Here is a 26,559-nt window from a genome sequence, read left to right as displayed (position 1 = left end):
GTTTACGCAATTAACAGCTGATGGTTCGCCAGCAGCGTCGCCAGATCCGTCTGCACGCCGTTCAGGGTCACCAGAGTGGTTGGCGAGAACTGGCCGCCTGTACCGTCCAGGTCAACCTGGATCTCGGTATTGCTGCCGTTCTGCACCACGCGGATGTAATCGCTGATATTGCCCGCGCTGCTGTCCAGCGTGGCCACGCCGTTCACGTAGCTCGCCGAGCCCGTGCCGGTATAGCCGCTGCCGGAGAGCAGATCGCGCAGGTCAATACGATCCGTGTCCGCGGTCCCTTCCCAGGTGCCGACCGTAAAGCCGTTCACCACGTCGTGACCGTTACCGCCCGTGGCATCCGAGGCGTTGATCAGCTTGTAGAGCAACGTATCGTGACCGCCGCTGCCGATGTTGAAGGTGTCGTTCCCGCCCCGGCCTTCGAACTGGTTATCACCGCTGTTGCCGGTAATGACGTCGTCGAAGTTCGAGCCGTTAATTCCTTCAATGTTGAGCAGTCGTGACGTACCGAACCCGGTGTTCTGCGCGGTAGAAAGGCGCAAATCAACGGTTACGCCGGAGGTCGCATTGCGGTAATCCACCACGTCCATCCCACCGGTGTTGCTCCAGGTGTCATGGTCGGAATGGGTAGTCCAGCCGCCGGAACCGTTGTAGGTATAGGTGCCATCCTCTGCGATAAAGGTGTCGTTATACCCGGTTCCGGTAATGGTTCCGCTGTGGCCGCCGGTGGCCGCTTCGGCCGTCAGGACGTAGCCCTCCTTGCCGTTGCCCGCCTCCAGGCCGCTCCAGGTGACGTTATCCGACACGCCGTTGGTGATCTTCAGGATCTCGGCCGAGTAGGTTTCATTCGGATCCAGCCCGTAGAAGCTCACCAGCGCAGAGGTATCGTTCGAACCGATACCGGACTGGGCGTTGATGATCTGCGAGGCCACCAGTACGCCCGCGGCGTTGTACAGATTGACCGTATTGCCGTAGTAGGCGTTGATGCCCTCGCTGTCGACAATGTGCAGGTGCATCGCGGTGCCGTCAGCAATGGTTTTGCTGTTTTGTACCAGCACCACCTTGCCGTTCTGCTGAGAGACCAGCAGATCCTGCGCACCGTCCCAGTTGTAGTCCACTGCCGCCACGCCGGTGACGTTCGCCAGTCCGGAAGCCAGCTGGCTTGCAGTCCAGGTCGAGCCGTAACCGTTGTTGGTGAACAGCGTTGCCGTCTGCGAGCCGCCATAGGTGCTGAGCTTGACGATGTCCATCTGCCCGTCACCGTTCCAGTCCACCGCCACCGACAGATACCCCGCCGTGGCGTTAGAGGCCTCGACCGCGCTCTTGGTGGTTGAGAGCTTCCCGGTACCGTCGTTGTAGTAGATCACCCCGCCGTTGTTGTTGTAGCTACTGCCCAGGTACAGATCCATGTAGCCATCGCCGTTGAAGTCCGCCCACGTCATGGACGCCGCCGTGGTGGTATTCGAGGCGTTGGCCACGAACACGTTCGTCAGGTTCTGACCGATAGAGAGCGTGCCGTTACCGTTGTTGTTGATCACGGTTAACGAGTACGCGCCGCTGCGGTTGGTGTGCTGAACCACATCCACGGTGCCGTCATTGTTAATATCGACGCCGGAGATTTCACGCATGGTGGTGAACTGTCCCCAGAACCCCGCGCCGCCGTAAGTGCCGTCAGGCGAGAGTACCCCGTTGTTGTTGATCAGATAGGTAATGGAGTCCGCGCCGGAGTCGCCGTACGCCAGATCCAGATAGCCATCCCCGGTTTTGTCGTACGCAATCACGCCGCCGTACCAGATGGTGGTCCCCATCGCCAGCTGGCTGGCGTTATAGGTGCTGCCATCGTAGGTCCACATCACCTGCGTGGATCCTGAGTAGGTGGTCTCCGTGGCGAAAATATCCTGCGTGCCGTTACGGTCAAAGTCGGCGGCGGTCTGGCTCACCACGTAATAGCCGCGGGTGTTGGTCAGGGTATTCCCGGCATAGGTCGAGCTATCGCTGCTGGAATAAGACTGGCCGTTAGCAATGATGTTCCACAGACCGCTGCTGTTCATGCCGAGGGTCATGGTGGAGTTGTTGCTGTTCCCCGCCGTGGTCGCCCAGTCGGTATTCACCGAAGTGGTGTCAATCACCAGGCTGCCGGTTGCCGTACCGGTGGTATTGCCGTTACCCGCGCTGCTCTTCACCTGCGCCGTCACGCTGTAGCTCGCCACGCTCAGCGCATCGCCGTCCGGGATCTGCAGATACCAGGTGTTGTGATCCGGATCGACCACCACCGCGCCGCCGGTCTGGGAGGTGTAGGTTTTCCCGTTCACCGTTACCACCAGGTATTCACCGTTCACCAGGTCAGCGGAGACGGTACCGGTGACGATCGGCGTGGTGTCCGACGTGGTCTGCGCGGTAATCGCCGCCGTGGTGGTCGGGATGCTGGTATCAACGTTCAGCACAAAGCCGTCAGACTCGGTGTAGTTACCGGCCCTGTCGGTGACGCGCACAATGTAGGTGTGGTTGCCGTCGCTCAGGCCGTTGTCCTGGAAGGACCAGCTTGCGCTGCCGTTCATGGTCACCTGACCGAGCAGGACCCCGTCACGATAGAGCTGTACAATTTCACCGTCGTCCGGAGCGCGGTTAAGCGTCCCGTTGATCAGCGGCGAGTTATCGTCCGTTGCCACCGCGCTGCCAAAGGTGCCCTGACGCTCGCCTTCACCGTCGGTATAGCTCACGACCGTACCCACCGTGGTCGGCGGCGTGGTGTCCACCGTCACCACCTGAGAGGACGTGGAGCCCACGTTGCCCGCCTGGTCGATAATCCGCACCTGGTAGGTGTAGTCACCGTCAGGCAGATCGCGGGTATCGGTGTAGCTCCAGCGCTGGTTGGTGACCGTGGTATCGAGCCAGGTGTTCCCGCCGTCGAGGCTGATCTGTACGCGCTCGTCGCTTGCCAGCGCGCTGCCCAGCGAACCGTTGATGGTCAGCGTGGTGTCCATGGTGATGAAATCACTCCCGGACTGGCCGGTATCTTCGCTGATGCTGTCGATGGTGACGCCGTACTGCGGCGCGTGGGTATCCACCGTCACCGCCTGCGCGGTGGTGGCCCCAACGTTCCCCGCCTGGTCGACGACCCGCACCTGGTAGCTATGGCTACCGTCGGTCAGGGTACGCGTGTCGCTGTAGCTCCACTGCGTCCCGCTGACGGTGGCGTATACCCAGGTCGTGCCGCCGTCCATGCTCACCTGCACGTACTCTCCCGCCCCTAACGCTGCGCCAAGCGTTCCGTGCAGCGTGTACGAGGTCGAACTGGTCAGGAAGTCGTTATTGTCGAAGCCGGTATCCACGGTGATGTTATCCACGGTCACCGTAATCGCCGCATCCGGGGCGACCGTATCGACGGTCACCTGCTGATGGGCGCTGGCACCCACGTTGCCCGCCGCATCCACCACGCGAACGTAGTAGTCATAGGTCTGGTTACCCAGCGTGCGGCCATCGACGTAGTACCAGCTGTTGCCGGTGACGATGACGTTCTGCCAGGTCATGCCGCCGTCGATGCTGATCTGGGCATACTCGCCGTCGGCCAGCGTCGCGCCGAGCGAGCCGTGCAGCGTCAGGGACGTATCGTTGGTGATAAAGTCGCTGCTGCTCAGACCGGTATCGTCACTGATGCTGTCGATGGCGATGGTTTTGCTCGCGTCCGGCGCAACCGTATCAATGGTCACCACCTGGCTGGCGGTGGCGCTGATGTTGCCCGCATCGTCAATCACGCGCAGCTGGTAGTTGTAATCCCCGTCGGCCAGCGTGCGGCCATCAACATACGTCCAGCTCAGGCCGCTGACGCTGACGTCGGTCCAGGTGACGCCCCCGTCAAGGCTGATCTGCGCGTGGTCGCCGCTGCCCAGCGCCGCGCCGAGCGTCCCTTTCAGGCTGATCTGGTTGTCGCTGGTGATAAAGTCGCTGCCGGACAGGCCGGTATCCTGCGTAATGGAATCCACGGTAATGGTGGTTGCCGCAGGCTTCGTCAGGTCAATCACCACGTCCTGGCTGTCCGTGGCCCCCACGTTGCCCGCGTTATCAATCACGCGGACCTGGTACTGATACGTCCCGTCCGTCAGGGTGCGGCCATCGGCGTAGCGCCAGGTGGTGCCGGTCACGGTCAGGTCAATCCAGGTGACGCCGCCGTCGAGGCTGATCTGCGCCTTCTCGTTATTGCCGAGCTGCGCGGTCAGCGAGCCGTTGACCACAACGTGGCTGTCGTTGGTGATGAAATCCGTTGCGCTCAGGCCGGTGTCGTTTTGCAGCGAATCAATAGCGATCCCCATCGACGGCGCGGTGAGATCCACCGTGACGGTATGGTTATCGCTGGCGCTGTTGCCGATGGTATTGCTGACCTGCGCGTTAATCACGTACGAGCCGCCGTCTGCCAGCGCGGTCACGTCAGCGCTTCCCACCGTGTAGCTCCATGTACCGTCATTCTGCACGGTCGCCGTATAGGTTTTACCGTTCAGCGTGATGGTCACCGTCTGGCCTACAGGCGCGTCGGTGGTGCCGCTGATGACCAGCGGCGTGCCGTGCTCGGCGGCGTTGACGATATCGTCCTGCGCAAAGGTGTTAATGGTGATGGTTGGGACATCGCCGTTCAGCGTCACGTCGTGCGTTGCGCTGCCCGGGTTGCCCGCCCTGTCGCTTACCGAAGCGGTGATGGTGTACTCCCCGTCGCTCAGGCCGAGGAAATCACGGCCCGGTACGAAGACCGACCACGATCCGTCCGCCCCGACGGTCGCCTGATAGCTGTGCCCGCTGAAGGAGACGGTCACCGTCTGGCCCTGTTCCGCCGTGGTGGTGCCACGGATGGTCTGGCCCGCCAGCTGCTCGGCGTTGTTGACGATATCGTCATCGGCCACGGTGCTGATGGTTACGGCTGGCGCGACGGTGTCTACCGTTAAGGTGTGCGTGGTCTGGCCGTTATTACCCGCTTTATCGTTGACCGAGGCGGTCACCGTCAGCGCACCCTGGCTCAGCGCAGCCAGATCGGCAGCCGGCACGTCGAGCGTCCAGGTGCCGTCGCTGCCGATAAGCGCAGCGTAGGTTTTGCCGCCCAGCGTCACGGTAACGGTCTGACCCGCCTCCGCGCTGGAAGATCCGTGCACGGTCAGCGGCAGCTGCGCTTCCGCGGCGTTCAGCATGTCGTCAACCGACAGCGTCGCAATGCTCACCACCGGCGCAGTGGTATCCACGCTGATGCCGTGCGTCGCCGACGCGCTGTTGCCCGCGCTGTCCTGCGCCGACACGGACACCTGATAGCGCGCGCCATCGGCCAGTGCGCCCACGTCTGCGGCCGGAACGGTGGTCGTCCAGCTGCCGTCGCTCTGGATGGTGGCCGTATAGCTCTTGCCGTTCAGCGTCACGGTAACCTGCGTCCCGCTGGCGAGCTGGGCACTGGAGCCGTTAATCACCAGGGACGAACCGGCTTCAGCCGCGTTGATGACGTCGTCACCGCTAACGGTGTTCACCGTCAGCGCCACGGATGCGGTGTTGACCACCACGTCATGGGTCTGGGTGCTGCTGTTGCCCGCGCTGTCGGTAATGGTCGCGCTGAGGGTCACGGTGCCGTCGTTCAGCGCGGAAATCACGCTGGCCGGGACGCCCACGCTCCAGTTGCCGCTGGCGTCAACGGTAGTGGTGTACTGGTTCGAACCGAGGGTGATAACCACTTTATCGCCGACGCTCGCGCCGGTTGCCGTGCCGCTGACAATCTGCGCCTGCCCGTGCTCCACGCTGTTAATGACGTTATCGCCCGCGACAGCGTTAAAGCTGACGGTCGGCGGCGTGGTATCAAGCGTAATCGCTTTGCCCGCGCTGCCCGGGTTACCCGCGGCGTCGCTCACGCTGACCTGCACGGTGTAGCCGTTATCCGCCAGTGCGGACAGATCGGTGCCCGGCACGTTCACGCTCCAGATACCGCCCTGCTGCACCTGGGCGGTATAGCTCTTACCGCCCAGCGTCACGGTGACCGTCTGCCCGACTTCCGCCGTGGTGGTGCCGGAAATGGCCACGCCCGCAGACGCTTCGCTGGCGTTAATCACGTTATCGCCAGCGACCGTATCAATGCTCACGGTTGGCGCAGTCGCGTCCACACTGTACTCGCGGCCCGCCGAGGCGCTGTTGCCGTGCGCGTTGGTGACGCTCACCTGCACGCTGGCGTCACCGTCCTTCAGGCCCGCGAGATCCGCAGACGGCACGGTGGCCGTCCAGTTGCCGTCAGCATCCACCTTCACGGTGTACGTCTTGCCGCCGAAGGTAATGGTAACGGTCTGGTTTTCCTCCACGTTCGAGGTGCTGCCGGAGAGCACCAGATCCGCGCCTTTCTCCGCCGCGTTAATCACGTCGTCGGTGGCAATCGCATCGATGCTGATAGCCACCGCCGCCAGATCGACGGTCACGTCATGGCTGATGGTCACCGGGTTGCCCGCCGCGCTCTGGCCTGCAACGGTGACGGTGACCGTACCTGCTGCGAAGGCCGCGACGTCTGCCGCCGGGATCGCCGCGCTCCAGGAACCGTCTGCCAGCACGGAGGTCGCATAGGTTTTGCCATTGACGGTCACGGTGAGCGTTGTACCTGCCGCCAGCCCGTCGCTGGAGCCGGAGACGATCAGGTTTTGAGTATGTTCGATGCTGTTGATCACATCGTCGCCCGCCACGGTATCGACGCGCAGGCCCGGCAGGCTGGCGTCTATAACGATTTCGCGCTCGCCCGCTCCCGTGTTGCCGTGGCCGTTGGTGACGGTTGCCGATACGGTCAAATCGCCATTGCCCAGCGCCGTCAGGACGGACTCCGGCACGTTAACGGACCAGGTCAGATCGCTCTGCACCGTTGCGGTGTACGTGTTACCGCCAATGGTCACGGTGACGGTATTGCCCGCTTCGGCATTCGCCACGGTGCCGCTGATGGTCTGGCCTGCCGCCACTTCCGCCGCGTTGATGACGTTGTCGCCCGCCACGGTATTGATGGTGACGGTCGGCAGCGCGGTATCGACCAGCAGATTCGCGGTGTTGCTGACGCTGTTGCCCACGCCGTTAGTGGCGGTCGCGTTCAGGGTGTAGTTGGCCTGGCCGAGACTCGCCAGATCCGCTGCCGGAACCGTCAGGCTCCAGGTGCCGTCTGCGGCGGTCGTCGCCGTGTAGCTTTTACCGTTGAGGGTCACGATCACCACGGTGCCTTCCGCCAGGTTGGCGCTAGTGCCGCTGACGCTCAGATCCTGACCTTTCTCCACCGCGTTCAGCACGTTATCGCCGCTGATGGCGTTGAACGCCACGGACGGCAGGCCGGTATCGACGGTCACGTTATGGCTGCCGGTGCCGGTGTTGCCCGCCGCGTCAGTGACCGACGCCGTGACGGTTACGGTGCCGTCGCTGAGGCCGGAAATCACGCTGGCCGGGACGCCGATGCTCCAGTTACCCGCCGCGTCCAGAACGGTGGTGTAAGTCTGGCCGCCGATGGTCACGGTCACCTTATCGCCCGCGGCCGCACCGGTGGCGGTGCCGCTGACGATGTGCGCCTGGCTGTGTTCTGCGAGGTTAATGACATCATCGCCCGCCACGGTATTGATGGTCACCGCAGGAACGGTCACGTCCACCGTCAGAGTGTGATCGGCCGACGCCGGGTTGCCCGCTTTGTCGCTGACGCTCGCCGTCACGATGACGCTGCCGTCGCCGAGCGCCGCCAGATCCGCCGCCGGAACGCTCAGCGTCCAGCTGCCGTCCGCGCCTGCGGTTGTGGTGTAGTCTTTGCCGTTCAGCGACACGGTCACCGTCTGGCCCGCTTCGGCGGTGGTGGTGCCGGACACGGTCAGATCGGACTGCGCTTCTGCGGCATTCAGAATATCGTCAGCCGCCAGGGTATGAATGGTCACGGACGGCGCGGTCGCATCCACGCTGTACTCACGCCCCGCCGAGGCGCTGTTGCCGTTCACGTTGGTGACGCTCACCTGCACGCTGGCGTCGCCATCCTTGAGGTGCGCCAGATCTGCAGACGGTACGGTCCAGGTCCAGTTGCCGCTGTCGTCCACCGTGGTGGTGTAGATTTTGCCGTTCAGGCTGATGGTCACGGTTTGCCCGGCCTCAACGTGGGTGGTCGCACCGGACAGCACCAGATTCGCGCCTTTCTCCGCCGCGTTAATCACGTCGTCGGTCGCAATCGCATTGATGCTGATGGCAACGGTCGCCAGATCTACCGTCACATCGTGGCTGATGGTAATCGGATTGCCCGCAGCGCTGTCGCCGGTGACGCTGATTTTGACGGTGCCTTCCGGCCACGCGCTCACGTCCGCTGCCGGAACAGCCGCGCTCCAGGTGCCGTCCGCCAGCACCGTGGCCGCATAGTCTTTACCGTTGACGGTGACGGTCAGCGCCGTGCCCGACGCCAGCCCGTCGCTGGAGCCGGTGACGATCAGGTTCTGCGCATGCTCAATGCTGTTGATGACGTTGTCGCCCGCCACGGTGTCCACGCGCAGCCCCGGCAGGTTAGCGTCGATCGCGATCTCGCGCTCGACGGTGCCGGTGTTGCCGTGGCCGTTGGTAACGGTCGCCGTCACGCTCAGGCTGCCGTTGCCCAGCGCGGTCAGCACGTCAGACGGCACGTTGACGGACCAGGTCAGGTCGTTCTGCACCGTTGCGGTGTAGCTGTTGCCACCAATGGTCACGGTCACGGTATTGCCCGCTTCGGCATTCGCCACGGTGCCGCTCAGGGTCTGGCCTGCGGCCACTTCCGCCGCATTAATGACGTTATCGCCCGCCACGGTGTTGATGTTGACCGTTGGCAGCGCGGTGTCCACCAGCAGGTTCGCGGTGTTGCTCACGCTGTTGCCCACGTCGTTGGTGGCGGTTGCGTTCAGGGTGTAGTTGGCCTGACCGAGACCGGCCAGATCTGCTGCCAGAACCGTCAGGCTCCAGGTGCCGTCTGCGGCGGTCGTCGCCGTGTAGTTTTTGCCGTTCAGGGTCACGGTCACCACGGTGCCTTCCGCGAGGTTGGCGCTGGTGCCGCTGACGCTCAGATCCTGACCTTTTTCCACCGCGTTCAGCACGTTGTCGCCGCTGATGGCGTTGAAGGCTACGGACGGCAGGCCGGTATCGACGGTCACGTTATGCGTGCCGGTGCCGGTGTTGCCCGCCGCGTCGGTGACCGACGCCGTGACGGCCACGGTGCCGTCGCTGAGGCCTGAAATCACGCTGGCCGGGACGCCGACGCTCCAGTTGCCCGCCGCGTCCAGCACGGTGGTGTACGTCTGGCCGCCGATGGTGACGGTGACCTTATCGCCCGCTGCTGCGCCGGTGGCGGTGCCGCTGATGATTTGCACCTGGCCGTGTTCTGCAATGTTAATGACGTCGTCGCCCGCAACGGTATTGATAGTCACCGCAGGCGCGGTGATGTCTACCGCCAGGTTGTGATCCACGGACGCCGGGTTACCCGCTTTATCGCTGACCGATGCGGTGACGGTCACGCTGCCGTCGGTTAATCCAGCCAGATCCGCCGCTGGAACGTTCAGCGTCCAGCTGCCGTCTGCGCTGACGGTTGTGGTGTAGTCTTTACCGTTCAGCGATACGGTGACCGTCTGGCCCGCTTCGGCGGTGCTGGTGCCGGAAACGGTCAGATCGCTCTTCGCTTCGGTGGCATTCAGAATGTCGTCCGTCGCCAGCGTGTTGATGGTCACCGACGGTGCGGTCGCATCCACGCTGTACTCGCGTCCTGCCGAGGCGCTGTTGCCGTTGACGTTGGTGACGCTCACCTGCACGCTGGCGTCGCCGTCTTTCAGACCCGCCAGGTCGGCGGCTGGCACCGTGGTCGTCCATTTGCCGTCGGCGCCTACGGTCGCGGTGTAGCTCTTGCCGCCGAAGGTGATGGTAACGGTCTGGTTTTCCTCAACGTTCGAGGTCGCCCCGGAGAGCACCAGATCCGCGCCCTTCTCGGCGGCATTAATCACGTCGTCGGTAGCAATCGCATCGATGCTGATGGCAACGGTCGCCAGATCCACCGTCACATCGTGGCTGATGGAAACCGGGTTACCGGCGCTGCTCTGGCCCGCAACGGTCACGGTAACCGTGCCTGCAGCCAGCGCACCCACGTCCGCCGCAGGGATCGCCGCGCTCCAGGTGCCGTCCGCCAGCACGGTCGCCGGATAGGTTTTGCCGTTGACGGTCACGGTCAGCGCCGCACCCGCCGCCAGCCCGTCACTGGTGCCGGTGATAATCAGGTTTTGAGTATGTTCGATGCTGTTGATCACGTCGTCACCCGCCACGGTATCCACGCGCAGGCCCGGCAGGTTAGCGTCTATCACGATTTCGCGCTCGCCCGTTCCGCTATTGCCCACGCCGTTCGTGACGCTGGCTGACACGGTCAAATCGCCGTTGCCCAGCGCGGTCAGCACGTCAGACGGCACGTTAACGGACCAGGTGAGATCGCTCTGCACCGTTGCGGTGTAGCTGTTGCCGCCAATCGTCACGGTCACGGTGTTGCCCGCTTCGGCATTCACCACCTTACCGCTGATGGTCTGGCCGGCTGCCAGCTCCGCCGCGTTAATAATGTCGTCGCCCGCAATGGTGTTGACGATCACGCCCGGCAGAACGGACTCCACGTTTACGGTGTGCGACGCGCTGGTGCTGTTGCCGACGCTGTCCGTTGCCGAGGCGGTGACGGTATAAAGCGCCTCGCCCAACTGACCGACTTCGCTCGCCGGAACGGTGGTGGTCCATTTCCCGTTATCGTCCACCAGCGCGCTGTACGCTTTGCCGTTCAGCATCACGGTCACCGCCGCGCCTGCCGCCAGGCCGGAAGCCGTACCGGAAATCGTCAGATCCTGGGTTTTCTCGCTGTTATTGATCACATCGTCACCGGAAACGGTGTCAATGGTCAGCACAGGCGCGGTCAGGTTCACCTCCACGCCGTGCGTGGCGCTGTTGCTGTTGCCCGCTTTATCAGTCAGCGCCGCGGTAATGGTGTAATCCCCGGCGGCCAGCGCGGTGACGTCCGCCGCAGGCACGCCCACGCTCCAGTTGCCGGAGGCGTCCAGGGTAGCGGTGTACGATTTGCCGTTGAGGGTAACGGTGACCACGTCGCCCGCCGCCGCGCCCGTCACGGAACCGGTGACAATCAGGGCCTGCCCATGCTCGGCGCTGTTGATCACGTCGTCGTCGGATACGGTGTTAATGGTCAACTGTGGAACGGTGGTATCCACCAGCACGTCGCGATCCGCGGAGGCCGGGTTGCCCGCTTTGTCCGATACGGCGGCGCTGACGGTGTAGTTCCCGTCGGTAATACCGCTCAGATCCGCGGACGGCACGGTCACGCTCCAGCTGCCGTTGGCCTGAACGGTGGTGGTGTAGTCCACGCCGTTCAGCGTCACGGTGACGGTCTGGCCCGCTTCGGCGTTGGTCACGCCGTTAATCACCAGATCCTGCTGCGCTTCAGCCGCATTGATGATGTTGTTGTCGCTGATGATTTCAATAGACACCGTCGGCGCGGTCGCGTCCACGCTGTACTCGCGGCCCGCCGACGCGCTGTTGCCGTTCACGTTGGTCACGCTCACCTGCACGCTGGCATCGCCGTCCTTCAGGCTGCCCACGTCGGCAGACGGTACGGTCGCCGTCCAGTTGCCGTCGGCATCGACCGTCGCGGTGTACGACTTGCCGCCGAAGGTGATGGTAACGGTCTGGTTTTCTTCCACGTTGGTGGTGGAGCCAGACAGCACCAGGTCCGCGCCTTTCTCCGCCGCGTTAATCACGTCGTCAGAGGCAATCGGGTTAATGCTGATGGCGACTGCCGCCAGATCCACCTTCACGTCATGGCTGATGGTCACCGGATTCCCCGCGGTGCTTTGCCCCTCCACGGTCACGGTAACCGTGCCCGCAGCCAGCGCGCTGACGTCTGCCGCCGGAATGGCCGCCGTCCAGGTTCCGTCCGACAGTACGGTGGCCGCGTAGGTTTTACCGTTGACGGTCACCGTCAGCGCCGCGCCCGCTGCCAGGCCTTCGCTTGAGCCGGTGATAATCAGGTTCTGAGCGTGTTCAATGCTGTTGATCACATCATCGCCCGCCACGGTATCGACGCGCAGGCCCGGCAGGTTGGCATCTATAACGATTTCGCGCTCGCCCGTTCCGGTGTTGCCGTGGCCGTTGGTGACGCTGGCTGATACCGTCAGATCGCCGTTACCGATGGCGGTTAAGACCGTGGACGGCACGTTGACCGACCAGCTCAGGTCGTCCTGAACCGTCGCGGTCCAGGTATTGCCACCGACTGAAACAGTGACAGTGTCACCGCTCGCTGCGCCGCTCACTTTTCCGCTGAGGGTCTGCCCGCTAGCCACTTCCGCCGCGTTAATGACATCGTCCGTGGCGACGGGGTTGATGGTGACCTGCGGCAGCGCGCTGTCGACCAGCACGCTGTGGCCGGTGCTCGCGCTGTTCCCCGCGCTGTCGGTCACGCTCGCCGTCACGGCGTAGCTCGCTTCGCCCAGCGCAGAGACGTTTGCCGCCGGAACGGTCACGCTCCAGTTCCCGCTCGCGTCGGCGGTGGCCGTATAGCTGATGCCGTTCAGGGTCACCGTAATGGTCGTGCCATCCGGCTGGTTACTGGTGCCGGACACCAGCAGATCCTGGCCTTTCTCAGTCGCGTTGATCACGTCATCAGCCGCCAGGGTATTGATGGCAATCACCGGCGCGGTCAGGGAGACGTCAAACTCGTGCGTCGCGGTGGTGCTGTTACCGGCTTTGTCGGTGAGGGTCGCAGAGATCGTCTGCTCGCCGTTTGCCAGCGCGCCCACGTCCGCCGCAGGAACGCCCACGCTCCAGTTGCCGGACGCGTCCAGCATAGCGGTGTAGTCTTTGCCGTTCAGGGTCACGGTAATCACGTCGCCCGCCTGCGCGCCCGTCACCTTACCGGAGACGATCAGCGCCTGGCCGTGCTCGGCAATATTCACGATGTCGTCGCCCGCAACGATGTTGAACGAAATCTGCGGCACGGTGGTGTCGACCAGCACCGAGGAACCTGCGCTGGCCGGGTTACCTGCCTTATCGGACACGGTCGCCGTGACCGCCGCGCTGCCGTCGGTGATGCCCGCCAGATCCGCCGCCGGAACGTCGAGCGTCCAGCTGCCGTCCGCCTGCACCTGCGCGGTGTACTGATTGCCGTTGAAGGTCACGGTGACCGTCTGGCCCGCTTCGGCAGTAGACGTCCCGCTCAGGGTCAGATCCTGCGCCGCCTCTGCCGCGTTCAGCATATTGTCATTGCTGATGGTGTTGATGGTCACCGTCGGCGCGGTGGTGTCGACGCTGAATGCCTGCACCGAAGAGGCCGCGTTGCCGTTCACGTTGGTGACGCTGACCTGCACGCTGGCGCCACCGTCCTTCAGGGCACTCAGATCGGCAGCCGGAACGGTCCAGGTCCAGTCGCCGTTGCCATCCACCGTCGTGGTGTACGTTTTCCCTGCAATGATGATGGTGACGGTCTGGCCCGCTTCCACGTTGGCGGTGGTGCCGGACAGCACCAGGTCCTGGCCTTTTTCCGCCGCGTTAAGCACGTTGTCGTCGGTCACGCTGCTGATGGTGATGGCGACCGGCGCGAGATCGACGTCCACGACGGTGCCGATGGTCACCGGGTTACCGGAGGCATCCTTCGCGCTTGCCTTGATATCCAGCGAGCCATCCGCCCACTGGGACACGTCCGCCGCCGGTACCGCTGCCTGCCAGGTGCCGTCGGCCAGCACCGTTGCGGAATACGCTTTGCCGTTAATGGTCACGGTGACGGCGCTGCCCGCCGCCAGATCGGTGCTGGTGCCGGAGACAATCAGATTCTGGGCGTGTTCGATGACGTTAATCACGTCGTCACCTGCGACCGTATCAATACGCAGTCCCGGAAGCTGGGCGTCGATGCTGAAGTCGAGAGAAGAAGAACCGGTATTACCGTGCGCGTTGGTCACGCTGGCGGATACGGTGAGGTCGCCATTGCCGAGCGCGGTTAACTGGCTTTCGCTTATCGGCAGGCTCCAGGTGAGATCGTCCTGCACGGTAGCCGTGTAAGTCTGACCGCCGAGGATAATCGTGACAGTGTCACCTACCGCCGCGTTCGTCACCTTACCGGACAGGGTTTGCCCTGCCGCCACTTCCGCCGCGTTAACGATATTGTCGCCCGCCAGCGTGCCGATCGTCACCACCGGCAGCGAGCTGTCCACCAGCACATCGTGTGAGGTTGAGGCGCTGTTGCCTACGCTATCCGTGACGCTCGCCGTCACGGTGTAATGAGCTTCTCCCAGGGTGCTTACGGCCGAGGCCGGTACGGTCACGCTCCAGTTACCGCTGGCGTCGGTGGTGGCGGTGTAGTTGATGCCGTTCAGGTTAACGGTGACGCGCGTGCCTTCCGGCTGGTTGCTGGTGCCGGAGAGCAGCAGATCTTCGCCCTTCTCGGTCGCATTGATTACGTCGTCCGCCGCCAGCGTGCTGATACCAATAACAGGCGTCACGGTATTCACCACCACATCCAGCGAACTGCTTCCGGTGTTGCCGGATCGGTCGGTCACGGAGACGTCGATGGTCCAGGTGCCGTCCGCCAGGCCCTGCACGACGGGCGCAGGCAGGCCGAGGCTCCAGTTGCCCGCCGCATCCACCACGGTGGTGTAATCGACGCTGTTAATGGTGATAGTCACCAGGTCACCCGCTGCCGCACCGGTGACGGAGCCGCTCAGGATCTGCGCCTGTGAATGGGCGAGCTGGTTAATGGTATTGGTGCCGGTGACAAAGTCATTAATGGTCACCTGCGGTACGGTCGCATCCACCAGACCCACGCGATCGGCGCTGCTGCTGTTGCCCGCCACGTCGCTCACGGTTGCCGTCACGGTAACGATGCCGTCCGTCAGGGCACCGACGTCAGCCGCCGGGACGCTCAGCTGCCAGGTACCGTCCGTCTGGACCGTGGTCTGATACGTTTTGCCGTTCAGCGTCACGGTGACCGTCTGGCCAGGTTCCGCACTGCTGCTGCCGCTTAACAGTAAATCCTGCTGCGCTTCTGCCGCATTAATGATGTTGTCGGCGGTCAGGTTATCGAGCGTAATCGCCGGTGGCTGCGTATCCACCGTGACATCGCGCGCCGCGTCCGCGCTGTTGCCGCTGACGTTAGTGACGCTGACGCTCACCTGCGCGCGCCCGTCGGTCAGGGTTTCCATGGCGCTGGCGGGTACGGTCAGGCTCCAGGAGCCATCCTGCTGCACCTGCGCAGTAAAGGTCTGGTCAGCGAATTTCACCACCACGGTCTGCCCCGCTTCCACGCCCTGCGTCTGGCCGGAAAGGGTTAAATCACCGCCTTTTTCTGCCGCATTCAGCAGGTCGTCACCGGAGACGGTATCAATGGTGACCGCCACGGCGTTCAGATCGAGTTCAATCGGGTGTTCAGCCGCAACGGGATTGCCCCAGGCATCTACCGCGCTGACGCTCACCGTCATGCCGCCCGCCGTCCAGGCCTGCAGGTCCGCCGCCGGAACGCCGATCTGCCAGTTACCGCTGGCGTTAACCGCGGTGACGTACTCAACGTTGTTGATGGTGACGACAATCTGCGTGCCCGGGGCCAGATGGGTACTGGAGCCGGTGACGCTCAGATCCTGCTGCTGTTCAATGGCGTTGATCACGTCATCGCCGGAAATGGTGTTCACGCGCAGACCCGGCAGCTCCGCGTTGATATTGATATCACGCTCGCCGGTGCCGGTATTGCCGTGCCCGTTGGTCACCGACGCGGTGAAGGTTAAATCGCCGTCGCCGAACGCCTGAAGATCCGCTGACGGGATCTTCACGCTCCAGGTCAGATCGCTGCCAACCGTTGCGGTGTAGCTCTTGCCGCCTGCGGTGATGGAGACGGTATCGCCCGCCGCCGCGCCGGTAACGCGACCGCTGAGGGTTTGATCGACGCCCGCTTCGGCGTTATTGACCAGGTTGTCGCCCGCAAACGTATTGATGATGACCTGCGGAAGGACGGTATCCACCAGCAGATTCGCTTCGGCAGAACCGCTGTTACCCACGCTGTCGGTACCGCTGACGCTGACGGTGTAAAGGGTGTTTGCCAGATTCAGGACGTCGGACACCGGCACCTGGATCGCCCAGATACCGTTTTCGACGGTGGCCTGATAGTTGACGTTGTTCAGCGTCACGGTAATGGCGGTGCCGTCCGGCAGGTTGCTGGTGCCGGTCAGGCTCAGCGGCTGCATCGCCTCCTGGGCATTCAGGACGTTATCCTGGCTGATGGCGTCAATCGTAAATTCTGGCGGATGTCCACTCAGCGTAATGTCGTGCGTGGCGCTGCCGGTGTTGCCTGCCGCGTCGGTCACGGAAACTGAAAGCGTATGGTTGCCTTCGCCCAGCGCGCCCAGCACGGACGCCGGCACGCCCACGCTCCAGCTGCCGTCCGCCAGCACCACGCCGGTGAAGGTCTGACCGCCAAGGGTTACGGTGACCACATCGCCCGCGGCGGCACCGCTCGCCTGGCCGGAAATAATGTGCGCCTGGCCCTGCTCGCTGATATTAAGGATATCGTCGCCCGCCACGGTATGGATGGTGATGACCGGTGCGGCGGTATCCACCGTGAAATCTGCCGTCACGGACGAACCGTTGCCCGCTTTGTCGCTCACGTTAACCATCAGGGTGTGATTACCCTCATTGAGCGCCTGCACGTCGCCCGCCTCCAGCGTGACGGACCAGGTGCCGTCGCTGCCCACCGTGGCGTTATAATTTTTACCGTTCAGGGTGACCGTGACGATCTGACCGGCTTCCGCATTCGTTTTACCGGTCAGGGTCAGCGGCTGATTGTGCTCAGCCGCATTAATGATGTTGTCCTGTGCGAGAGTATCGACAGAGAGGGTTGGCGCGGTGGTATCCACGCCAATCGTCTGGCTTCCGCTGACGGTGTTACCCGCCGCGTCTTTACCGCTCACGTTAACCGTCCAGGTACCGTCGCCCAGCGCCTGCGCGTCTGCCGCAGGTACGTTAACGCTCCACGCGCCGTCTGCCCCAACTTCAGCCGCGTAGGTTTTGCCGTTCAGCGTCACGATGAGTTCGGTACCCTGCGCCAGATTTTTGCTGGCACCGGAGAGCGTAAAGCCCGCAGATTGCTCGCTGGCGTTCAGCACGTTATCGCCCGCCGTGGTGGCAAGCGTAATGGCGGCATCGGCGGTAGAGACCGTCACGGTAATACTGCCCGCATCGGTGGTTTTACTGCCGTCGATCTGCACGACCGACCAAGTGTGCTCCCCGTCCGTCTGGGTCGGTAATATTACCGTCCACGTGCCGTCTTTGCCGACCATGGTGCTGGCAATGGTGCTGCCGCTGCTGTCTTTGATCTGGATGGTCGCGCCCGGCTGACCGGTGCCGCTAAAGGTTGGCGTGTTGTCGTCCGTGATCGAGTTTGCTGTCAGCACGCCCTGCTTGTCACCCGCTTTATCCGACAGCAAGAAGGTCGGCGTGGCGCTTTCAACTTCTTTGGTATTATCAATGACTTTTGTTTTAGTCTCGCCGTCACCGCCGTTTGCCAGCAGTGCCCCGATGGCACCGCCGCCTAACGCAGCTCCCGCAATCCAGCCCCACGGCGCGTCGCTTAAAACACTTTCCTGCTCGAGGAAAGGTTGAATGCTGCTAATCGGTGTGGCCTGCGCGGTTAACTCGGTCACCGCAACGCCTGACGCTTCCCCGGCATCGGCAAAAGAAATATGTGTCAGTTCCTGACGATCGTTGAATACCAGCTCTGACTGATTATGCGTTTCAGGATCTTCAATAAAATAGTTATTGCAGCGAATAACGCTGCCATCTTTCATATAAATGAGGAGGTCTTTCCCCTGGCGAACATAACGCACCACATCCTGAGCAGAACCCTGGATTTCAATCACGCTCGGGGATGAAATAGAGACCGACAGATTTCCTTCGCCGGTTAATTTCGTTTTCTCCGCCGTTTTGCGAATGATGACATCAACAACCTTTACGTTACTCATTTCTTCTCCTTGCAGGTGTGCGGATTCCTGTGGATATGTCCACCAGACGGATGTAGCTATCCCTGGGAAAAAACACCCATTATTTTCAGACTTATTTTTGCGCAACACTGCGCGTCTTTTTTAACTCAAGTCAGGTAATTTTGCGGCAGCGTTTTTCTCTATTCCAATAAGCGGCATTAAATTATCAACCGCGGAAGCATAATTAATTGCCGAACTCCAGCCATCATACTCAGCGATTATTTTCGCTGATGTGGCCTGCCAGACATCCTGCTCAACGCTGAGCAGATCGTTAATGCTCCGCTTGCTCAGGGTGTATTCATTTTTGTAAACAACACGGGCGCGCAGCGCATTTTCCAGCTGTTGCTTTCCGGCCTCCATTCTTCCCCGTGCGCCGGTCCAGTCAGCCTGCGCGACGGAGGCTTTTTGCAGAACATCGAAACGCGCCTGATCGACCTGAGAGGAGGCCATGGCCCGTGCGCCTTCCGCCTGCCGAACGCGAGCGGAAACCGCGCCCCCCTGATACAGCGGAGCATCGATAGTGAGCTGTATCTGGTCGTCCCAGTATGAACGGTTGTCCGATTCATAACGGGTGCGCCCCCCTTTCAGGCTTAACGTCGGCCAGTGCTGGGACTTCGCCGTTTCCACGCCATACTGAGCCGAACGTTCCATATTCTGCGCGGCCATCACAGCCGGTATTAACGAATAATCAATACGGTTGAGCGAATCTGGCTCAACCGCGAGGTTCGCAGGCACTGGCGAAAAGTTATCTGCCTGCATGCCGGTTAATACCGCAAGCCTTGCCCGGGCGCTGTTTAAGGCGGCGTGATACTGCGCGACCGTAGCCTGCATGCCGGCAATACGCGTGCGGGTCTGGAGCTCATCGGAGGTCGAACTCACGCCCGCGTCAGCGCGCAGCTTCGCCAGTTGCTCAACGTTTTTAAGCGCCAGGACATTCTCCTTTGCCGCCTGCAGCAGATCGGAATAGCGTTTGACCTCTACATAGCTCAGCGCCGTTTTTTCCGCCACGTCCGAAAGCGTTCCCATCAGCTGATAGCGGTAGCTATCGCGCTGGGCGGAAGACTGGCTAATGCTGTTGTTGGTCTTGCCAAAATCGTACAGCAACTGCGTCAGGCTCAGCCCCCAGGCGGCTGAATTCTTCAGCGACCCGCTGGAATCGGTGGTCTGGCTGTGCCCTGTACTCCCGTTCAGCGATATTTGCGGCATCCAGCCGCTGCGCGCTTCATCTATTTGTGCCTGGCCAATACCTAATTGCGCGGCCTGCTGACTAATTGATGGATCGCGATCGATAGCAAAAAGAATACTTTCTTTTAAGGTTGTGGTTGCCACCGGGGCAATTCCCACCTGACTACTATTGGCGTACGCCGTATTTATGGCTAATGAAATGAATGCCAGTGCTGCTGTAAATCGGCGTAACATAGGCTTTCGTAATATCGTCATGTTATCTCCCTGACTCTGAGTGATACTCAAGCAAATACCCAAAAAGAGGTACAGATAATTAGACAAATATCTTATTAAGCTACCATGCTGAATTTTAGGTAATAATCCCCATACCCATTTCCATTGGAGATGAGATCTGCCTGCGTCTTATTTCAATTAAGAATTTACTTATTTCTTAAACTGGTTAGCAGCATAACAAAATGTGGTATAGCCCACTACACCCACAATGTTAATGTGGTGTTACAAGTAAGAAAAAACATGGGGTTTCTGGACAAAACTCTAAAAGTCTCCTTTCAGATGAAACATATAAACCTCCTGTTATCTAAGGAAAATTCTTAATTCTTTCTGTGCACATTTTTGCGTTAATTTCATAGCGGGTCAGACACAAAGATTTTCAAAGAAATGTCAATTTAAGTAACCAAAGGGGTATATTTAAAATTAAAAGCTTTTAAAAAACTAATTAAAGCAATTAAAAACTGCATTGTTTTAATTTAACAGCATTTAAAACCACACAATGACAATACGTTGGTTACATAGCCCAAATCGTTAAATAAAACATAACAATAACATTGTGATTAACATTCAAAACGGCTTCCTTATACCTGCTTAATAAAATTTTAATAATCACCTATCTGAATCATCACACCGCTGTACATCGTCATGACCACAATCCCCTTCTCTCTGTGTCAAAATGCTGTATTATGCAAACTATTGCGACATTTTGCAGGAATGTACTCCCATGCACAAAACCGCTCGTCAACGCTACGTCCTGGATATCCTCAGCGAGCATGGCCAGGCCAGCATCACCGACCTGGCCGAAAAGCTGCAGGTTTCAGCCGATACTATCCGTCGGGATCTGACCGACCTGGAAAACCAGGGCCTTGCGCAGAAGAACCACGGCGGAGCCATCGCGCTCAACCTCTCCGCCATGAACCGTCAGGGCCGCAATACGCTGCTGCCAGAGACCAAACAGCGCCTGGGCAAACAGGTCGCACAGCAGGTTCCACCGGGTTCCACCCTGTTTCTGGATGCCGGAAGCACGGTGATGGCCGTCGCCACCTTTCTTCAGGGGCCGCTCACCGTCATTACCACATCGCTGGATATCGCCCAGCACTTTAGCGACCGGGAAGACGTTGAGCTGATCCTGCTCGGTGGAAAATGGGACCACAAGCAGCGCCTGTTTGCCGGCAGCGCCACGCTGTCTTTACTGTCCCGCTATCGGGCAGATATCGCCATCCTCGGGGCATGTGCCATTCATGCCGAACTGGGGTTGAGCGCCGGTAAAGAAGCGGATGCCGAGGTGAAACGCGCGATGCTCGACGCCAGCCATGCGCACTGGATTGTCGCGGATCACCTGAAAATTAACCGCTGCGAGCCGTATCTGGTATCCGGGTTATCCAGCATTCAACAACTCTTTTTAGATCGTCCCTGGCCTGAGCTTGGGGACCATAGCGCACTGCAGGTCACGGTGTGCGCGAATTAACGTGGAGAAGGTCATGAGTAACGTTCAAACAATCAACATTGCGCTGATCGGGTATGGATTTGTCGGTAAAACCTTCCATGCCCCGCTGATCCAGTCTGTGGACGGGATTAAGCTGGCAGTGGTCTCTTCTCGTGATGAAGAGAAGGTTAAACGCGATCTGCCGGACGTACAGGTGGTGGCGACACCGGAAGAGGCCATTCAGCATCCTGATATCGATCTGGTGGTGATTGCCTCCCCCAATGCCACGCACGCCCCGCTGGCGACGCTGGCCCTGAACTCGGGTAAACACGTGGTCGTGGATAAGCCTTTCACCCTCGACATGCAGGAAGCCCGCGACCTGATTGCGCTGGCGGACGAAAAGCAGCTGCTGCTCTCCGTCTTCCATAACCGCCGCTGGGACAGCGATTTCCTCGGCATTAAGCAGATTATTGAGCAAGGCACGCTCGGCAAGGTTAAACACCTGGAGTCGCATATTGACCGCTTCCGCCCGGAAGTGCGCGTGCGCTGGCGCGAGCAGAACGTCCCCGGGAGCGGCTTGTGGTTTGACCTGGGCCCACATCTTATCGACCAGACGCTACAGCTCTTTGGCCTGCCGCAGTCCGTTCAGGGGAATATCGCGACGCTGCGCGACGGCGCAGAAATTAACGACTGGGCGCACGTGGTCTTAAACTACCCGGAGCATAAGGTGATTCTGCACGCCAGCATGCTGGTGGCTGGCGGTACGGCGCGCTTTACCGTCCACGGGGACAAAGGCAGCGTGGTGAAGGCCAGAATCGATCAGCAGGAAGCACAGCTGCTGTCAGGGGTGATCCCGGGCAGTGAAGCCTGGGGCGAAGACAGCGACAGTATGGTGTTCTTTGGCGCTGACGGCGCACCGCAGACGATCCCTACCCCGAAAGGCGATCAGCGCCAGTATTACATCAACGTGCGTGATGCGTTAGGCGGAAAAATCACCAACCCTGTCCACCCTGTTGAGGCACTGGCGGTCATGGCCGTGCTGGAAGCGGCGGTGAAGTCCTCGGAGACGGGGTCAACGCAGGCGCTGGCGTTAAGTGCCGAAGAGCGTGCTCTGTTGGGTTAAAAACAAGCCGGGTGGCGCTGCGCTTACCCGGCCTACGATTCAGAGCCGTTTGTAGGCCCGTGCAAGCGAAGCGCCGCCGGGCGAGAAGACTACGAACGCTTTTTCGGCATCATGCGCAGAAGAGTATTATCTTTCCAGAAATAGTGATGCATCAGCGCCGCCGCCGCGTGCAGGCCAATCACAAAATAGCCCAGGTTTGCCAGCGTCTCGTGCCACGCCTTCAGCGTATCCACCAGATCAAAATTGGACTCCGCCGCATGCGGCATCGCCAGGCCAAAGGCAAACCAGTCGCTGCCCCGGTTGTACATCATCACAATGCCAATCAGCGGCAGCGCAATAAACAGCAGATACACCACCAGATGCCCCAGATGAGACATCCCCGTCACCATCGCTTTTGGCTTAGGCTGAATCGGCGGCGCGCGGAACTTCAGGCGAACCAGCAGACGCGTCACCATCAGCACCAGAATACCGATCCCGCATGAGACGTGGATCATATTGATCGCCGGACGCGCGGTGCGCGGGAAGAAACCTTTGAACTCCATGGCGCAGTAGGCGACGATGATTAACAGAAACACCAGCCAGTGGATGCCGATTTGCAGGCTTGTATATTTAGTGCGCATGTGATTTCTCGATTAAAAACAGTTACCGCGCCAACATAATCCCCTTTCCTTAAAAATTCATTAACTTTTCTGTATGGTTTTTCAAATACTTCCTCCCGCATGAAGCATCTTCAATTGCCGCCCTGCCCGTGATGGTCTAAGCCTGGATGAGTTCAAACTGTCGCATCGACACGTTTACAGGAGAACACCATGAGTAAAATTGGCATTAACGGCTTTGGACGCATTGGGCGCCTTGTCCTGCGTCGCCTTCTTGAAACCCAGGACAGTAATACCGTCGTCGCCATCAACGACCTCACCTCCCCGAAAGTGCTGGCCTACCTGCTCAGGCATGATTCCAACTACGGTGGCTTCCCGTGGAGCGTGGATTTCACCGAGGATGCGCTGATTGTTGACGGTAAAACCATTGCGGTGTACGCCGAAAAAGAGGCGAAGCACATTCCGTGGAAAACCGCCGGTGTGGATATCGTCGTGGAGTGCACCGGCTTTTATACCTCTGAAGAGAAATCGCGGGCGCACCTGGACGCCGGCGCGAAGAAAGTGCTGATCTCTGCCCCTGCGGGTGACATGAAAACCATCGTCTACAGCGTGAACGACGACACCATTGACGCCGGTGATACCATCATCTCCGTCGCCTCCTGCACCACCAACTGCCTTGCCCCGCTGGCGAAAGCCCTGAACGATGCGTTTGAAATAAAAGTGGGCACCATGACCACCATTCACGCTTATACAGGCACGCAGGCGCTGGTGGATGGCCCGCGCGGGAAAGATCTTCGCGCCTCGCGGGCGGCGGCAGAGAATATCATTCCCCACACCACCGGTGCCGCCAAAGCCATTGGTCTGGTGATCCCTGCGCTCAGCGGCAAACTGAAAGGCCACGCGCAGCGCGTGCCGGTAAAAACGGGTTCGGTAACCGAGCTGGTGGCCATTCTGGGCAAGAAAGTGACCGTTGAGGAGATCAACGCCGCGCTGAAAAAGGCGACGCAGGGCAATAAATCGTTCGGGTATACCGATGAAGAGATTGTGTCGTCCGATGTGATTGGCTCACATTATGGTTCGGTGTTTGACGCCACGCAGACGGAGGTGTCAGAAGCGGGAGAGCTGCAGCTGGTGAAAGCCGTCGCGTGGTATGACAACGAATATGGTTTCGTGACGCAGCTGGTGCGGACGCTGGATAAGTTTGCGGCGCTGTGATTTTTCCCCTCACCCTAACCCTCTCCCCAATGGGGCGAGGGAATTGTTCCGTGCTCAGCTGATTTTTCGCGCCACCTTCAGGACCGGATCCTGCTGCAGCTGTCTCCATGCGACGGTGACGGCCTCAGGGAATTCAACGTGGGCGATAAAATCCCGCCCGGCCGGGCCATAGCCGTTGGCGTCATCATACAGGCGCGGCAGTTCCCCCATAACCAGTGAAAGATAACGGTCAACGGGCCACAGGCCGATGTTGCCCTCGCTGAATTCCACGCCCTCTTTACCGTTTTGCAGCGTCGGCGTAAACCCAGGATGGCTGACCCACTGCGGTGAAACGGGCTCATCCCGACAAACGCGGGCAAACGTCGCCATCGTGCGGCGCTGCATCGTGGGATCCTGTACAACCAGCACCCGCCCGGTCGTTCGATGGTGCCGTTTCAGCATGTTCCAGCTAAAGCGCGCGTTTTCACCGCAGTTGGTGGATTGATCCTCAACCCACAGATGCGCCTCGGGTATCTGCCAGAACGCCCGCGCAATGTCGGCGAGAATGCTGGCTTCCGCCCGCCCTTCGACTTGTAAGGTGTGATAACGCGGATGACTGCCGATAGCTGAATATAAAAACGCGGTTGAATGACCAATACCGCCGCTAATCAGGAGCGGGATGTTTCTCTGCGCGGCAATTCGACAGGCCGCCTCAATGGTCGGGATCACCGCGTTCCCTGCCAGGATCACCGCATCGACGTCCAGGTGCTGGCGGCTGCCGCTCAGGTCGTCCTGCGCCAGCCATTCGCCGACAGTATTGATGGCCGCCAGCGTGGCATCCGGCAGGATGGGAAAATAGGTCTGTTCCATGATGAACTCCTTCTCTGTATCCCTTCAGGGTAGCGACTTCAGGTTCTCAACACAACGGCGACATCGGGCCGCTCTTTTTCCTTAAAATCCCCTTCACCATTTGATTAACATGCGTAAATCATATTCACTTGAATTATCATTTGCGGCAGACGTAGAATCGCTAGCCCGCTAATTATTCAATTATTTCTAAGGTAAACGACGTTATGCGCCTGCCCGAACGCGACCCTTATGCTCCTCGCGAGTGGCAGCCACATGAGAAACCCGCTCTGCTGGGTTCGCCTTCCACGCCCGAACACAGTACGCCAAAACGCATTGCCTACGGCGTCGTGGGCCTGCTGGTGTGCCTGACGGGGGCGCTGGGAAACGCGGTGGTGACCGCCAACCTGCAAAATCTGCAGGGGACCTTCGGGGCCTGGTCGACCGAAATCGCCTGGCTGCCCGCGGTCTACGTCATGACCAACATCTCTATCAACCTGCTGCTGGTCAAATTCCGCCAGCAGTACGGTCTGCGCGCCTTCACGGAAGGTTTTCTGGTGCTGTACGTGCTGGTGACCTTTTTCCACCTGTTCGTGAACGACCTCAGCTCGGCGCTGATGGTTCGTGCCGCGCACGGGATGGTGGCCGCCGCGCTCAGCTCGCTGGGGATTTACTATCAGATCCAAGCCTGGCCGGCGAAGCACCGCCTCAAGGCACTGACCATCGGCATCACCGGATCCTCACTCGCCATCCCGCTGGCCCGCCTGTTTTCGACCGAACTGCTGCAGCTGGACGAGTGGCGCGGGCTCTATTTCTTCGAGCTGGGACTGGCGCTGATCTCCCTGGCCTGCGTCATCGCCTTAAAACTACCGCCGGGCGACCGGCGCAAGGTCTTTGAGAAAAAAGACTTCATCACCTTCTTTTTAATGGCCCCCGGGATGGCCCTGCTCTGCGCCGTGCTCTCCTTAGGCCGTCTTGACTGGTGGTTCGAAGCGCCGTGGATCGGCTGGTCGCTGGCGCTATCGCTGGTGCTGATTGTGGCTGCCGTCGTCTTTGAACATAACCGTGCCAACCCGCTGCTGAACACCCGCTGGCTGTCGAGCGGCAGCATCGTTCGTCTGGGGCTGATTATGCTGCTGATCCGTATCGTGCTGGCAGAGCAAAACACCGGCGTCATCGGCTGGCTGCAGTACGTGGGATTACAGAATGAGCAGATGACCTACCTGGCGTGGTCCATTTTCGCCGGGATCGTCTGCGGGATCGTCACCAGCTGTCTCACCATCAAGCCGACGAAACTGGCGTGGCCAATCATCACCTCTCTGGCCCTGATGATTGTTGCCTCGCTGCTGGACAGCCAGTCCAACAACCTGACCCGGCCGGATCAGCTGATGCTGAGCCAGTTCCTGCTGGGCTTTGGCAGCGCCTTCTTCCTGGCGCCCGCCATGCTGGCCGCCATTGGCGGGGTGATCGCCGACCCGCGCAACCTGGTCAGCTTCTCGGTGATGTTTGGCATGAGCCAGAACCTGGGCGGTCTGCTGGGCTCCGCGATCCTCGGCACCTTCCAGACCTGGCGCGAGAAGTACCACTCCAGCCTGCTGGCGGACCAGCTCACCACGCTCAACCCGCTGGTCAACGAGCGAATTCAGCTTTATACCCAAATGTACAAGAGCCTGATTGGCGACAGCGCGCTGCTGGGAACCCAGGCGATAACGCAACTGCAAACGGTCACCGCGCTGGAGGCGAATATTCTGGCTTATAACGATACTTATCTGCTGACGGCGAGCATCGCTGCCGCCACGCTGGTCTGGATTTTATGGCGCTTGCTGCGCCTGCGCATCACTGCCCGTCTGGCGCTGAAGAACGCCACCGGCAACAAATAATTAAAATATTTCT

At 60.5% G+C, this 26,559-nt stretch carries 8 protein-coding genes; 4 read left to right on the top strand and 4 right to left on the bottom strand.

The features are described from left to right. Positions 1 to 2: 2 nt before the first annotated feature. Together AC0TNG_RS17620 and AC0TNG_RS17615 are read right to left on the bottom strand one after the other, a co-directional pair. Positions 3 to 18,008, bottom strand: coding sequence for an Ig-like domain-containing protein (locus AC0TNG_RS17620; protein WP_473723529.1), 18,006 nt, complete (start codon positions 18,006 to 18,008; stop codon positions 3 to 5). Between the two features lie 120 nt (positions 18,009 to 18,128). Then, positions 18,129 to 19,466 (bottom strand): TolC family outer membrane protein, encoded by a 1,338-nt coding sequence (locus AC0TNG_RS17615; protein ID WP_473712849.1) that lies wholly within the window; start codon positions 19,464 to 19,466, stop codon positions 18,129 to 18,131. 739 nt (positions 19,467 to 20,205) lie between these two features. On the opposite strand from AC0TNG_RS17615, the gene AC0TNG_RS17610 reads away from it, so the two are divergent. Together AC0TNG_RS17610 and AC0TNG_RS17605 are read left to right on the top strand one after the other, a co-directional pair. Next, complete coding sequence (locus tag AC0TNG_RS17610) at positions 20,206 to 20,949, top strand: DeoR/GlpR family DNA-binding transcription regulator (RefSeq protein ID WP_148768572.1); 744 nt, start codon at positions 20,206 to 20,208, stop codon at positions 20,947 to 20,949. Between the two features lie 13 nt (positions 20,950 to 20,962). Further along, positions 20,963 to 22,030, top strand: a complete 1,068-nt coding sequence (locus AC0TNG_RS17605) for an oxidoreductase (protein ID WP_032647087.1) — start codon at positions 20,963 to 20,965, stop codon at positions 22,028 to 22,030. Between the two features lie 89 nt (positions 22,031 to 22,119). Here the strand turns inward: AC0TNG_RS17605 and cybB are convergent, their stop codons facing one another. After that, positions 22,120 to 22,650 carry a cytochrome b561 gene (gene cybB, locus AC0TNG_RS17600; RefSeq protein WP_032647085.1) on the bottom strand — a complete coding sequence of 177 codons (531 nt, stop codon included), beginning with the start codon at positions 22,648 to 22,650 and terminating at the stop codon, positions 22,120 to 22,122. Between the two features lie 189 nt (positions 22,651 to 22,839). Between cybB and gap the strand changes: the two genes are divergently transcribed. After that, positions 22,840 to 23,841 carry a type I glyceraldehyde-3-phosphate dehydrogenase gene (gene gap, locus AC0TNG_RS17595; protein ID WP_061715206.1) on the top strand — a complete coding sequence of 334 codons (1,002 nt, stop codon included), beginning with the start codon at positions 22,840 to 22,842 and terminating at the stop codon, positions 23,839 to 23,841. A gap of 54 nt (positions 23,842 to 23,895) precedes the next feature. Here gap and AC0TNG_RS17590 read toward each other — a convergent pair whose 3' ends face one another. Further along, positions 23,896 to 24,690 carry a YdcF family protein gene (locus AC0TNG_RS17590; protein ID WP_417927351.1) on the bottom strand — a complete coding sequence of 265 codons (795 nt, stop codon included), beginning with the start codon at positions 24,688 to 24,690 and terminating at the stop codon, positions 23,896 to 23,898. Positions 24,691 to 24,893: 203 nt separating this feature from the next. Here AC0TNG_RS17590 and AC0TNG_RS17585 point away from each other — a divergent pair, with 203 nt between their 5' ends. After that, a complete protein-coding gene (locus tag AC0TNG_RS17585) occupies positions 24,894 to 26,546 on the top strand; it encodes an MFS transporter (protein WP_417927350.1) in 1,653 nt (550 codons plus the stop codon). Positions 26,547 to 26,559: the final 13 nt, after the last annotated feature.

The organism is Enterobacter sp. PL_is514, from assembly GCF_055816715.1.
The sequence above is the reverse complement of the archived record's forward strand: the minus strand, read 5'-3'. Positions and strand labels throughout refer to the sequence as shown.